The sequence below is a fragment of the Dorea hominis genome (assembly GCF_014287705.1).
In the GTDB taxonomy this organism is placed as follows: domain Bacteria; phylum Bacillota; class Clostridia; order Lachnospirales; family Lachnospiraceae; genus Dorea_D; species Dorea_D hominis.
In genome coordinates this window covers 1-14,304 of sequence record NZ_JACOOY010000003.1, presented here as the reverse complement: position 1 = coordinate 14,304, position 14,304 = coordinate 1, and the positions used below count along the sequence as shown (strand labels likewise).

The following is a 14,304-nucleotide window of genomic DNA, read 5'->3' as shown; positions in this document are numbered from 1 at the left end:
CCTCCTATATTCCCGAACTTTCGCTGGTGATCTTCTCGAAAATCGTCTCTACCAGACTGGTCAGCTGTGATTTGAAAATTAAAACCAGACCGATCAGCACGACCATAAATTTAGCCCCTGTCTTTTTCATGCCTCAAAAGCCTTATAAACACTGGATTTAACCATATAGACCAAAACGTATCATTCGTCTATTTTCTTTGTTTTTTGCACTTTTTGTATGTTGTGTGCATTTTGTAGCCAGTATTTTTATTTATTCATATCTATACAAAACAAGACAGAATGTACTTGCTTTTTTACTGTACATTCTGCCTTGAATCATTCAAATTCAAATATTTAATTTTTCCTTTTATACTTTAGATATTTTTCTTACCCTTGCCAATTCTTCTCGCAACTCTGCATTTTCTTTTTCCAATTTTTTTATTTTTAGTTTCAATTCCTGTATAGTCGTTTTTGCATTAACTAAAGTTCTTTCCATAGCCATATCAATAATAATCTGTTTCGGATTATACGTTACGCTCTGTTGATGCATAGCTTCATTTACCACCCTGCGCATTTCTTCATTTCGATAAAAAAATCCTTTGGAAAAGCCTGTTTTTTGAATCAATGCAGCAACCGTTATTTTTTCTTTTGATTCCAACATTTCTTGAATTTCCCGTTTTGCGGTTTCTACCTTCTGTTTGCTACGTTCCAAACTACATTCGACCATTTTATCGTATTTCATAGATTATCGTCCTCTCAAAAAACTTGTACCACACCATTCTCACAATTTTTTTAGAACAGAAATTTCTTTCCTACTGACCCGTTTATTCAATTTCTCCAGTTCTTGCTGCAACAGTTCATTTTTTCTTTTCAATTCCTGATTTTGTTCTGCTAATTTCTCGTTCTCTGCTTTGGCTTTTAACAATTCAATTTTCAACTCAATTACTGAATTTTCAAGTTTTCTGTCCATTGCAACCGGATGTCTATTCTTAAAAATTGCTTCCTGTCTATGTATTGCGTCATCCATTTCTCTTCTGATAAGCTCATTTTTATAAAAAAATCCTCTAGAAAGCCCAGTTCTTTTTACCAGCTCTGCTACGGTAATTCTTTCCATATTTTTAAGCATATCAGATATTGTATTTTTTGCAATATTCATCTTCCTCTGACTCTCAGCCTGCGTAATCGCTACCATCTTATCATATTTCATAATCATCCCATCCTTCTATGATATCTAATAGGATCATGTCCATTTTTTCTCTTGCAGCTCTCGTTTCATCTGCCATCAGTTTATTGCCAATTTTTCGATAATGATGTACCGAATATATGGAGGTATGCCCCAGTAGCTTAGCTATCATCCAGTCATCCACATGCATTTCTGTCAATTTCTTTCCATAACAATGTCGAAAAATATGGGTTCCAAACTTCAGAAACTCTCCATTATCATCCCGGATATCTTCCTGGCGGATCATTGTCATAATCTGATTTTGAATCATGCTATATTGATAAGGCCTAGTTGGATCATCTTTTTTTGTAAAAATGTAAGTTGTTTCTCCATACCGTTCCTTTGTATAATCAATTGCTTTCATAATCAGTTGTGCCACTTCTTCACTGATGGCTTTTTCATAGGTGACTGACTTCACCTGATCAATCCTTATAAAATATCGATTATTCCGCATGCTTAGGCAGTCTGTCTTTAAGGTCAGCGTATCTGAAATCCTCGTTCCCAGTAATTGATGGATAATCAGTGCCCTACATATCTGCTCATCCATTTCGAAAATGTGTTCGTTTAATCTTTTGATTTCCGCATCTGAGTAAAATTTGAATACATGCCTTGGTGTACTTGGGAAATCATTACTCAGAAATAATTCGCTCATGTACTGTCGTTCATATAAATTCCCAACATCTTCTATTACCCTTCGTAGTGCATATAGGTCAGATCTATAATTTTTCCGGTCATGTGCTTCCGTCTGAAGATATATCAGATACTCTTCTATATGCATCCGTTCCAGATCCTGCAGCGATTGAATGTCCAAATATTTTCTTTTAAGAAATTTTGAGAACCGCTTTACTGCAGCTATTTCACTATGAATCGTTCCTAAAGGGGAATATTTTAAATGCATAAAAATTACTTTTTTTACTTCTTCCCGAATATCTGGCTGTACAATTTTAGTAAAGTTAATCGTTTCCGTATTCTTGATTGGATTTCCATAAATAGGAAAATCGAAGTTTTTAAGAGTCCAGATATCTTTTTCCTGCTCATCCCTGTCATCCTCTTCTTCCAGAAACTTCAAGATTTTTTTCATATGCCTTACAATGCCAGGACTTTCAATTCCTATTTTGTCATATGCAGGCCGATATTTTTTGCTTGATAAAGCATATCCTCGTTCCAGCATCCATCCTTTTAACATACGGATGATTTTTTCTTCTTCTCTGGCATCAAGGCTTTGTATTTTCCGATCAATCAGAAATTCCCGAATATTATTATAATAGGTCACTTCACTTGCCATGCTGGACGGTGCGAGCATTTTTCCTCTTTCCCATATAAATTCTTCCAACTTTTCGGCAAGTTCTTCTGATGGCAATCCTTCCAGATTAAAATACCGTTCCGGGCTGATACGCATTCTCTGAATCTGCTCTTCGGATGCTACCTTGTAGCAGTCCAGCTCATATATGTAAATTCTTTTTTTCATTTTCTTTCACCACGCTTCTTAGCTTTAATGGTAGAAGCCAAGTCATTTTCCGGTTTCTTAAAGTAAGTATCACTTGCTTTTTCAATTCTCTTTGGCATGAAGTCTACATACTGTTTTGTCATCTCTTCGGAAAAATGTCCTAAATAATCTCGGATTGTCTGTATAGAAACATCCTCATCATAAAATTGGGTGGCCAGCGTATGCCTATAGTCATGGGTTTTGAAGATATAACTGCCATCTGCAATTCCATTCTTATCACAGTATTGCTGAAACTCTTGTCGGAATGTTGTTCCCCGGTACGCTCCACCATCCTTCCCTTTAAAGATATAATCTTTCGGACGAATGTGTTCACGCTCAATATACTTACGCATGATTCTATACATCACAAGCGGTATTGGTATCATTTTATCTGCCTTCATCTTGATCTGATAGACTTTCAACCATGCATCTTCTCCATCCCAGTAATATGCATCCCCTTTTAACGTACACACTTCGCTGATTCTCAATCCAGTACACCACAAGTGTAAAAATATCAATCTTGGAACTAGCGGAAATGCATACAGCTTATGCAGGATTTCCATATAAACTTTTTCTTCCACCGTTCTGTCATGATGCTCTGGATATGTCTTTTTCAGGTAATACTCCGGTTTAAAGGGTATCTCCTTCATATATCCTCGGACATTTAAAAACTGATAAAATTTTATATAATGCACAATTCTTTTATTGAATGTATCATCTTTGGTATCCTTTTCTTCCAGTTTCCTAAAATAGTCATCCAATTGATTTTCATCTACCTGACAAATGGATTCTTCTTCCTTAAAATATTCCAGAAGTCTTTTTACCTCATATAGTTGTCCTCGGATATTTGCTATCGTCAGTCCACCAATTCCAACATGATATTTGGCATATTCCTGTAACAATTCTCGATTCTTTTTGTTAGTCACTTCTATAAAACTCAATCGCTGTACTGGATTGCTTGGGTTAAGCCGATCTTCTGACAGGTGAAAGCGTTCCATATACCACACATTGGCATGCCAATGAATTTCTGGTGCTGTTAAAAATAAGATTTTCCGACTATTGTCAATAATCTGCATAGAGTTTTTCACATTGACCACTTTCTGTTCCACGATTTTCTCAAATCGTTGGATCTGTTCTAATTCCAATCCTTCCAGATCATCAATCTCTTCCTCCACACAAAAATCATATAACCAGTGTAATGGCAATAAATAGCGAACTCTTCTCTCTTTGGGATCGTCTCGATACAAATTATCTAGAATATAATTCAATAGTAGAAAAACCTGCTTTTTTAATTTTTCAGATGCTCTTCTAAAAAAATCCCACACCAGTTCCTGTTTATCTCGGACATATTCAAAATCCTTAACCAACTCCAAATCTGGTAAGTATGGCAGGAATACAACCTGTGCTTGATATTTCCTCCGGTGTTCGATTCTTCCCGGCAGACTTTCTATTTCTTTTTGGATACTATACTGCTTGATATGATCGAAAACCTTTAAATATCTCATCACACTCGCTTCATCCCACATTTTTTTCAGTTCTGCTTCATAACGGCTTCGTACCGTATAATCAATCTCTTTGATATGATGTATTCCCTGCCGGATTAGAAACCGTTTGATGTTTCCCTTCAATGCCTCATCTGACACTTGGCTTTCTCGGATTTCTAAGAGTAGCTCTCCATATTCTGTTTCTATCCAATACTTCTGTATCTTCCGTAATGCGGATGACTGCTCTTTCACCTGCTTTTTCGTATAATTCCCACTATCCAACAAAGTTTGTTTGTATTCCCGCAAATCTTGTTCTTCTGCTAAAATCACATCATAGATTTCTCTTTGGATAAGGAATTTCTCTGCTTCTTCCCATAATTCTCTCTGCAATATTCCGCCTGACATAAACTGCCTGTGAAGATGCTGTATCTCTTCCTTGCGTTCTGCTTGCAGCAATCGAATTGCAGACACTTGATCGCCTCCTCTTTTTTATAACAAATTCTGAACACCATACATTGCTTGATGCCTGTTATAAAAAGCATCACTGACTTCTATTAGTTCATCCTCTGTTATATTCAGATATTTCATAGTCGTTTCGATATTCCGATGCCCGAGTGCTTGACTAATCATTTCTAATTTCCATCCATCTTTTCGTCTTGCATTTGCAAAATAATGCCGGAGCATATGTGGAGATGCTTTAATTCCCGTCTTTCTCTCCAATCTGCGTAACATGGCATATACTCCACTTCCCTTAAAAGGCTTTCCAACGTAATCACCTGAGACATTAATAAATAAATATTCCTGTCCTATAATCAGTTCCTTATAGTCTTCAATATAAAACATTAAAATATCAAATGTTGCGTCGCTGATTTTGGCTCTTCGAAGTTCTGCGTTTTTAGCTCTTGCCCCATTCTCATTATCATCTCGAAAGTTGACATATATTATATGTTTCTCATAGTCTATATCCTCTGCGTATCGTACACCTAAGAGTTCCCCTATTCTAAAGCCTGTTTCTGCTAATAATAAAAGCAGAACCTGATCGCGGCTGTTTGCACATTCTTGCAACAACACTACAATCTTGTCCTGCTCAATGGTTTTTCCTTGATGTCCTTTTTCTTTTAAATATCCTCGAAAACTCTTCCTATTCAATACTTTTCTGATACCGATGGAATTTCGCACAATCATTTGCGTATCTGATAATACCTTCAAGCTTTCCGAATGCTTGTTTTCCTGCTCCATAAAGGTATAAAATCTGAATACTTCTTTTAAATATGCATTGCATGTCTCATTATTAGGAAGTTTTAAATAATCTTCCCTGCTATGCATACCAGCTTTTAACCAAATCAGGAAATCTGTAAAATGTTCATGCTGTTCAATATATTTCATTTGATAAATATCATCCAAACAAAGTTGCTTTTCATCCAGAAAATTCAAATAATAAGATAATGCAAAGGCACTTCTTTGTATGGTATTCGGTGATATCTTTGACCTTTTCTTATGCATTAGAGATTTAGAAGGTAAATATACAATATCTCTGCTTTCGTTTTCTCGAATAAAATAAAATTTTTCTTGTTTATCCATCTGCATTTCTACGATATATTTTGCCATATTAGTACCTTCCTTCTAAATCTCTAACGCTATACACAGTATACCCACTTCATGTTCAAATAGCTATTCAGCAATACCACCAATTCCACCGAAAACCCCCCAGAAATACCACCAAACATTTCGTCGTAAACTCGCTGTTATTGTAGCAAAACCACGGGTATTTACAGGTAATATTCCACACTCTTCCGGTTTCTGATAAAATGCTGGACATCCTTGATGTCTTTTGCCATCTTGCACTTCGGAAGTGCGCACATCACTTCCTCATGATATCTTCCTTCTTCTCCTGCTCGCTCATCTAAGATGGACACGACACAGGTGTCTGTCTCTGTGCGGAGCGCACGTCCGAATCCCTGCCTTAGTTTTTTCTGCATATCCGGAACGACCACTGCCTGAATGTAGTCTTTCAGACAATCATATTCTTTCTTCTGAGCCTCACTGATGGGATCTGGAACAGCGAACGGCAACTTTACAATAATTAACGAAGATACCATATCTCCGGGAAAGTCTACTCCTTCCCAGCAGGATCCGGCTGCGAAAAGGACAGCATTGTCTGTTTGTTTGAATCTTGTGATTTCTTCCGGGGAATGTCTCCACACCTCGATCATCGGGAAAGGGATCTCATCCCGCAACATCTGATATACATTTCCCATCAGGTGATAGGATGTGAACAGCACCAATGTATGTCCGTAAGTTGAACAGATCAACGAATGGATATGATCAGCTATCATCTCTGTTTCTTCCTGACTTCCTCTTCTGCATCTTTTCAGATCTTTTGGCAGATATAACAGACAGTTCCTCTGATATTCAAATGGAGAGTCTGCCACATATTCACGTACCCTCTGCACTTTCTGTAATCCTATCATCTTCCGGATATGGGCAAATCCCTGTCCGGTTTTTAATGTTCCGCTTGTCAGGATTGCTCCCATTCCTCTGCTCCACAACATCTGGTCAAGATACTGTGGAATCCGTCTGCTGGAGGCACACAATATGATCCGATGTTCCTGATCCTGTTTCAGATGCAGCACATACTTCTGATCCTGATGGAAAAAGCATTCCAACACACTTCTGGTTTCTTCCAGCTTGTTTCTGATCCACTTTGGGATCTTCTTTTCTATTTTTTCTATGATCTTATTCATGGTCTGTATCCCTTCATATAAATACATGGCACACTCTTCTGTCATGTGAAATTCTTCTTTTAATCCATATCTGGTTCTGTGGTTTTCTCCTATCACATCCAGCACCATCCGAATCGTCCCGGACAGTTTTCTTATCTCCGGTCCCTGATATTCTTTTCCAAGATAAAAGCAGATCTCCCTGATATTGTCATAACACAGGCTCTTCCCGAACATCTGCTTTGCCGCATCCGGCAGTTTGTGTGCTTCGTCTACGATCAATGCCCGGTAGTCTTTTAGTAACGGGCGGTAATCCTGCAGTCTGTGATAGCCATCTGCCAGCAGATAATTATGGTTGCAGATCTGGATGAACATTTCATCATCTCTGGAATGTTCCAGATACTGCTGATACCTGCAGGAACCTTTTTTCGAACATTCCCTTGAACAGAACTTCGGCACGCTTACCATCCTTCTGTCAAATCCGCTTAATCCGGACACTTCATCCATGTCGTAGTGTTCTCTCAGAGACAGCAGTGCTTCTTTCTGCAATGCATTTTTATTTTTCTCTTTGATTGCAACGATTCGTTGCGCTAATCTCTCATCGCAGACAAAATGCTCTTTCCCTTTGCGGATAACTGCTTTGAGCGGCACCTGAATTGTCCCATTCTCCTGAAGAATCCGGGAGAGAAAAGGGATATATTCCGTAAGAATTGCTTTCTGGAGTGCAATGCTGGAAGTAGAGATCACAACCGGACGCTGTTCGTATGGAGAATATCCGTCTGCAAGAAGAGAATACTTTCTCATCAGAACACAAGCCACCAGATAGGCATAGGTTTTCCCGATGCCGACACCTGCGTCACACAGTGCTATGTTTCTTCCCAGCAAGTTATCCAACATTTCATGGCATAACAGGATCTGCTCTTCCCTTACTGCCATTCCATGTTCCGGGAACAGCACCCGGAAGATCGTATCAATTTCCCGATGTGCTCTTTTCAAATACTCTTTTCTGTAATACATAGTTTGTTACCTGATATGTCTGCTGATACCACATCAATACGGCTGTAAAGGAATAACTCCCTACAGCCGCATGTATCTGATATCAACGACACATTCTTCCTTGATTTCTTATACTTTTGATTTTTGGCATTGTATTTGTCCTCGACTCCCCCTTTGCCTTACGGGAACATTACAGGCGGATGCTTGGCATCGCACCGCTCATGGATTTTCTAAAGGTCTTGCTGATTACAACCCAAAGTCCATCCTCTGCTCACTGGCAGTTCCTATGTATCATTATCCCCTCGTAAGTGATCCTCGCAAAAGACCGCCACGATCCTGTTTCAGTTAAAGGTGATTCGCTCGAAACAAAAACACCAGCAAAGAATTTTCTTTTTGTTTTCTTTCCTGTCATTTTCATCTGTCCTCGCGCCTTCCTAACACGCTTCTACTTACGGGAACGTACCTGTAATGCTGGTATAGGATTTTCAAAGTACACTGGCAAAATTTACCTGCCTATTAAATAGCCGACGAAATTCGTCATTTTTGTCTCAAAATTTAAAATTTTTTCAATTTTTTCCGCAAAATCTTTCTTTTCGTATAAACGGTATCCTTCGGAAGTCCCATAATACTTGCGATTTCCTTAATCGAATATCCCCATGTACTAAGCAAAAGTATCTCCAGTGTCTGATGCTCCGTATCCTTTAACAGTTCATACAACCGTCTATCTCCCACATGATCTAAGAGTTCCCGGACATCCATTGCAAACGGTTCACCGTCCTCTGGTTTTCCTGTATCAATCTCCTGCATCGTTTCTTCCAGCCGTTCCCGGTATCTGCGTTCTTCCAGAAAATCTTCCCAGTCCATCTGTCTTAATTTCCGAATCTTCTCTTCGTCCATGCCCAGTTCACGCAGTTTCTTTTCTTCCCGTTCTTTCCAATAATGCCATTTTCGTTCTTCGCTTGCTTTGTTATAAGCCATTTATTTTTCCTCCGATCTGGGTTTCTATAGAAATCAAATCGGAACATGGCGGTGAACGTATTGATACAGTCTTACCATTTTCGAAAAATGTCGGAAAAAAAAGTGCTGCAACCTGTACGATTACAACACTTTGTTTCTTCTTACTTTTTTGTTTTTTTAGTCGCTTCCATTGATGCAAATACGCCTTCTCCTTTTATCTCGCCTCCCTAAATAAGGAAAAGTATATAAAAATGACTGTCAGATTGTATTATTTAACAATTATCTTCCAGTCACTTTTAACAGAATTTTATATTTTTAATATCTAAATAGCATTCCCTCTTTCATACAATCTAAAGCATCTATGTATCCTTAATATCACGCCTTGAATTTCATTTCCCGCCTGCAACAACTATATCGCAAATTCAAGTTAATTGTTTTTGTACCCCCATTAGAATTCTTCCGATATTTCATATACACTTTAAATGCTTAAATATATTTATTCTGGCATAAGTTCTAAATGTTCTACATTGATACCTTTAATTCATTTATGAATACTTACTAAATAACTCTTCATAGTTTTTATTTCTATTTAACAATTCCTCATGTGTTCCTTCATCTATAATCTCTCCTCCATGAAGAAAAAATATCTTTTTACTCATCTTTACACTTAGTTCTCTATGACTAATATTAATTATTATTGCTCGTCTTGACATTTCTTTTATTAGATTACACATATTCTTTTCACTTTGTCCATCTACATCAGATGTAGCTTCATCTAATAAAACAACAGAAGCCCTTCTTAAATATCCTCTGACAAATGCGATTTTTTGACGTTGTCCACTGGACAATTTTTTTCCCTCTTCCCCTATTGAAGAATTGTATCCCTCCTTCAATTCCATAATATAATTATGAATACCTATTTTTTTACATACTTCTTGTATCTCTTCCATTGTCACATTTTCATTTCCTATTTTTATATTTTCTAAAATTGTTCCATTAATAAAATATGGTTTTTTCGTCAAATAAATTATTTCTTTTCTATAGCAATCTGTATTAATATCATCTATTAAAATATTATTTACTTTTATTTTTCCTTTTTGACATGAATATAACTTTTCTATTAAAGATAATATTGTAGTTTTCCCACTACCGTTTTCACCAACAAATGAATAAATACCTTCTTCTTTCAGTTCAAATGCTACATTATTTAATACACATTTTTTATTATAACCAAAAGATACACTGTCAAACGAAATTTGATTAATTTTTTCTATATATTTTTCTTCTTTCGGATATATATTTTTTTCAAGCAAAGAACTTATTCTTTGATAACTAATATTTACTGCCTGTTTATTTATATTGATATCAAGTATTTTAGATATCGCTATCAGTAATTTTGATAAATAAGTACTAAATGCAACTAATCCTCCGATTGTCATTTCCCCTTTTTCAATATATTTTATCGAAATAAAAAGAATTGAAACATCCAATAACAAATTAATTATTCCACGAATAAATTCTATTTTTGAATCAACTATTTCATTTTCCATATATAGATTATATTCTTTGGATAATAAATCACTAAATTTTCTGCTAACCTTTTTTTCTTCTTGATATACTTTAATTCCTAAAAGATTTGAAATCTTTTCCTGCAACCAACTATAGTATTGATCTGAAAAGATTTTAATATCTTCTTGTAATTTTTTTACAGTATTTTTAAACAGGATATTTACTATATACATTAAAGATATGAGCACAACGGATATTAATGTTAAAATGTTAGAAATTTTCATTAAAAAATATAATGAAATAAAAAAATTACCTATAATCATAAAAATACTACTAACAAAATCCATATAATAATCTACAATAATTGATGCGTCAAATTCTATTCTATTTAATAATTCGCCTTGTTCAAATTCTTGACTCTTATAATAAGGCATAGCTACTACACATCCAAAAAGTGTATGTTTGATTCTATTTACAATATTTAAAACTATACTTTTCCCAAGTATTTTTTCAAAACATCCTAAAATTTGAATACTAAACAAAATGGCCGTATACCAAAAAAAATATCTACCCATTACCATTTTTTTATTCTTACTAATATTGTCTATAATTTTCCCAAATAAATATGGATTAATACTCTCCAATATTATTCCCAATATAATAACAATACTTAATAATATTATATAACCTATTTTTTCCTTAAAAAATTTTTTTAATAATATATAAGTTTTCACTACAATTCAACCATACTTTCTATGATTACTCTATAAAAGTCACTTTGATCAATCTTTTTCTTCAATTCATTTATAATTCTTCCATCTTTCAATAATACAATGCGGTCACACCAACTTGCCATTTGTGGATCATGTGTTACCATGACAATTGTTTTATTCATTTTTTTATTTATTTCTCTCAGCGCTTCAATTACCACTTTTCCGGACTTCGAATCAAGGTTTCCTGTAGGCTCATCTGCGAAAATAATCTCTGGATCATTTATTAATGCTCTGCAAATAGCAACTCTCTGCCTTTCACCTCCTGACAGTTCAGTTGGCATCTTTTTTTCCAAAAGCCTGATCCCGAATTGATCCATTAGCATTCTCGCTCTTTCTTTTTTGGCATCATCTACCGTTTTGCTGATATAGAAAGGCAACATAATGTTTTCAAAAACATCCAGGCTGTCCATCAAATAAAATTCCTGAAATACGAATCCCAATTCTTCTCTTCGTATTCTCGCAAGTTCTTTATCTGACAGTTTTGATATTTCATCTTTCTTGTATAAAAGTGCCCCATCTGTTACAGATTCAATGAGTCCCAGAATTTTCAAAAGTGTCGTCTTCCCACTTCCTGATTTTCCCATAATTCCTACAAATTCGCCATCCTGTACATTCAAATTAATACCCTTTAACACTTTAAACTTACCGTAACTTTTCACAATTTTCTCTCCGCTGATCACTTCCATATCTTTTCCCTTCTTTCACTCTGAATTTGCTGATTAGCAAGTCTCCATCCATACTCTCTCAATAAGATAATGTACCCGGCCTGGAATAATAACAGTGCAAAAAATGTTATCAACACCTGTTTTTTCAAGAGCCAATCAACGTTCCATGTAATATGACTCAAAGCACCACCACTTATTACAATCGAAAGTATAAATGCGATCCATAAAGAAAGCGAAAGTTCCTTTTTCACATTTTTCTTTATTTCTTTGGTCTCCATGCCTATTTTTTTCAAGAATCCATATTTCATACTTACATTAGAAATGTCTGACCATATTTTTATAGATAAAATCATTATTCCACTAATAATCAAAAATGCACCAATACAAATGTAAAAGATAAGAGTTGTCAAATCATCCTGTCTGTCTTCTTTCATCAATGAGCCTTTATAAAAACCAATTATCTCATATTTCTTTTCACATACTTTTAATTTGCCCTCATCAATCGCCGTCTCTTTTTCTGTTTGCTGCGTCATAATAACCGTATTCTTTTTCTGCAAAGATCTAAGCATATCAAAATCACTATTATTCATAACCAGAATTCGTATAATATCCGACTGTTGAGCAACAAATAAAACTTCTTTCACTTCTTTTTTTATCGCAAATTTACACATTCCTGTTGCTGTTTTTAAATAAACATGTTTATCCTGAAACATGTTTTCATCGTCTTGTTTTGATTTTTCCAGAACTGCCTTTACCTCTCCCTGTTTGATATGCTCTTTCTTATTCTTTGTAAGTTTGTTATAGGAATCCTCCGAAATACCTACATATTCTCCTCCATCATTGCTTATGAGCGGAATATACGCATATTCATCTATTTTTTCATCTGGTTCTTTTATAACCTTATGAATTTCGTCTGTATATTTTTCTTCTGTCATACATACATAATTATATGGATATTTCCATAAATACTCGGAAGAAAGATTACCGTATTCTATAATATTGATATTTACAATCACCCATACAAATACATTAATAATAAAAACAATTAAAATTATATTTTTATTTTCTGAAAATCTGTGATACAACGTTTTTAGCGTAAGAATATGTCTGTCATACCATTTTTCTTTCTTTTTCACCCATCGCAATATAACATTTCCCAAATAAGTAAACCAAAGATATAATCCGGTCAGCGAAAAAAGAACTCCATATTTCATACGTGGATATGTCATAGGAACCTTCGAAAAAAGAATAATTGCAAACACAAAACAGATCAGCCCTGCAATCGCACCTATCACGCTTGCTTTAACAGACGGAACCGTCCCCCTTTTCTGTTCCGTATTCAAAAGCGAAGCCAGTGAATTGTTTTGAATTTTTATTATATTCATGATTACTGCAATGCACAAAATAACACACATATAAAAACATGTGCTTCCAATATTCTTTAGAAACCAGCATGGATCTTGAACTGTTTGAATCCCTTCTTTTCTGAATATAGACTGAAGAAGAATTACAAAAGGCGTTCCCACTACACACCCAATCAGCCACGAAATACCACATATAATCCCATATTCCAGAATTATCATCCGGATAATATCTTTCTTTTCTTCTCCGAATACCATAAACATTCCATAATCTTTGATTCTTATCCGGCTATAATTGCTTACTGTATAGCTGATCAAAATCAGACCAATAAACAGCAATATATACATGTACGTTTGAATCGCAATTCCTTGTTGCGACCGAACCCTTTCTTCCATACTCATTGTTCCAAGAACCAATTCTTTAACTCCTAGAAAGACAAATAACATAATTGCAACTAAAATAGCACTCATAACACACACAATACTATTACGCGCATTTTTTTTTAATATTTTCAATAATATTTTCATATGCCTAATCCTTTAAAGAGAGGGATTTCTCCCTCTCCTAATTTTGAATAACTAAATTTTGTTACTAAGACCGGTACAACCACCTTTACAGTTTTTTGCGCATCCTCCCGAACACGTTTTCTTACAATCTCCATGGCATGAACCTGAACATGTTTGTAAACAGTTATTACTACACACTATACATCCTCTTGGTGTAATAACAGTACTGTACGTACCTTGAATTTTGCTCGTATATCTGCTCATAGTTTCACCTCTTTACATTGCTATTGTCTACCTAATTTTTAAGGAACTTATAAGAACCAACATAGCAGACTGCTTGACAACCTTTTGTGCAACCATATTTACATCCACCTGTGCATTTCAGATTGCATCCACCACTACAAGTACATCCTGATAAAACTGTTGTCATGGTTTTTTTTCCTACTTTACTTTCATATCTACTCATATTGCTCCTCCTTTCTTTGTATATTAATAACATATATTTTAATTTATGTTATTTTCTTCTAAATATATTTCTCCTGTACTAAAGTCTACAACCCAGTTTCCTTTTTCTCTTCCTTCCCACTGATACTTTTTTGACTTACTTTCCCACCATTTATTAAACATATTTTGATATTTTCTTAT

The 14,304-nt window shown here is 35.3% G+C and carries 11 protein-coding genes and 1 pseudogene; all 12 read right to left on the bottom strand.

Going from position 1 to position 14,304, the window contains the following annotated elements; all coding sequences use genetic code 11:
• Positions 1-4 precede the first annotated feature (4 nt).
• Positions 5-106, bottom strand: a pseudogene (locus H8S07_RS02705) (Flp1 family type IVb pilin); the annotation flags it as partial.
• A 240-nt stretch (positions 107-346) separates the two neighbouring features.
• Positions 347-721, bottom strand: coding sequence for a DUF6262 family protein (locus H8S07_RS02700; protein WP_029730553.1), 375 nt, complete (start codon positions 719-721; stop codon positions 347-349).
• Between the two features lie 39 nt (positions 722-760).
• Entirely contained in the window at positions 761-1,186 is a 426-nt protein-coding gene (locus tag H8S07_RS02695) for a DUF6262 family protein (RefSeq protein WP_226969289.1), read from the bottom strand.
• Positions 1,176-2,669 carry a tyrosine-type recombinase/integrase gene (locus H8S07_RS02690; RefSeq protein WP_186855369.1) on the bottom strand — a complete coding sequence of 498 codons (1,494 nt, stop codon included), beginning with the start codon at positions 2,667-2,669 and terminating at the stop codon, positions 1,176-1,178. Before H8S07_RS02690 ends, H8S07_RS02695 begins: the two co-directional genes overlap by 11 nt.
• Positions 2,666-4,642 (bottom strand): tyrosine-type recombinase/integrase, encoded by a 1,977-nt coding sequence (locus H8S07_RS02685; protein ID WP_117739179.1) that lies wholly within the window; start codon positions 4,640-4,642, stop codon positions 2,666-2,668. Before H8S07_RS02685 ends, H8S07_RS02690 begins: the two co-directional genes overlap by 4 nt.
• A gap of 18 nt (positions 4,643-4,660) precedes the next feature.
• Positions 4,661-5,779 carry a tyrosine-type recombinase/integrase gene (locus H8S07_RS02680; RefSeq protein WP_186855368.1) on the bottom strand — a complete coding sequence of 373 codons (1,119 nt, stop codon included), beginning with the start codon at positions 5,777-5,779 and terminating at the stop codon, positions 4,661-4,663.
• A gap of 161 nt (positions 5,780-5,940) precedes the next feature.
• The gene (locus H8S07_RS02675) at positions 5,941-7,908 is read right to left on the bottom strand and encodes an ATP-dependent DNA helicase (RefSeq protein ID WP_186855367.1); all 1,968 of its coding nucleotides are present in this window, start codon (positions 7,906-7,908) and stop codon (positions 5,941-5,943) included.
• A 534-nt stretch (positions 7,909-8,442) separates the two neighbouring features.
• Entirely contained in the window at positions 8,443-8,865 is a 423-nt protein-coding gene (locus tag H8S07_RS02670) for a sigma-70 family RNA polymerase sigma factor (protein ID WP_118661302.1), read from the bottom strand.
• Between the two features lie 524 nt (positions 8,866-9,389).
• Positions 9,390-11,087, bottom strand: a complete 1,698-nt coding sequence (locus H8S07_RS14730) for an ABC transporter ATP-binding protein (protein ID WP_118661300.1) — start codon at positions 11,085-11,087, stop codon at positions 9,390-9,392.
• Complete coding sequence (locus H8S07_RS02660) at positions 11,087-11,812, bottom strand: ABC transporter ATP-binding protein (RefSeq protein WP_118661299.1); 726 nt, start codon at positions 11,810-11,812, stop codon at positions 11,087-11,089. The genes H8S07_RS14730 and H8S07_RS02660 overlap by 1 nt, the downstream gene beginning before the upstream one ends.
• On the bottom strand, positions 11,803-13,680 hold the full coding sequence (locus H8S07_RS02655; protein ID WP_118661298.1) for an FtsX-like permease family protein: 1,878 nt from the start codon (positions 13,678-13,680) through the stop codon (positions 11,803-11,805). The genes H8S07_RS02660 and H8S07_RS02655 overlap by 10 nt, the downstream gene beginning before the upstream one ends.
• A gap of 274 nt (positions 13,681-13,954) precedes the next feature.
• Positions 13,955-14,125, bottom strand: a complete 171-nt coding sequence (locus H8S07_RS02650; RefSeq protein ID WP_158580525.1) for a hypothetical protein — start codon at positions 14,123-14,125, stop codon at positions 13,955-13,957.
• Positions 14,126-14,304: the final 179 nt, after the last annotated feature.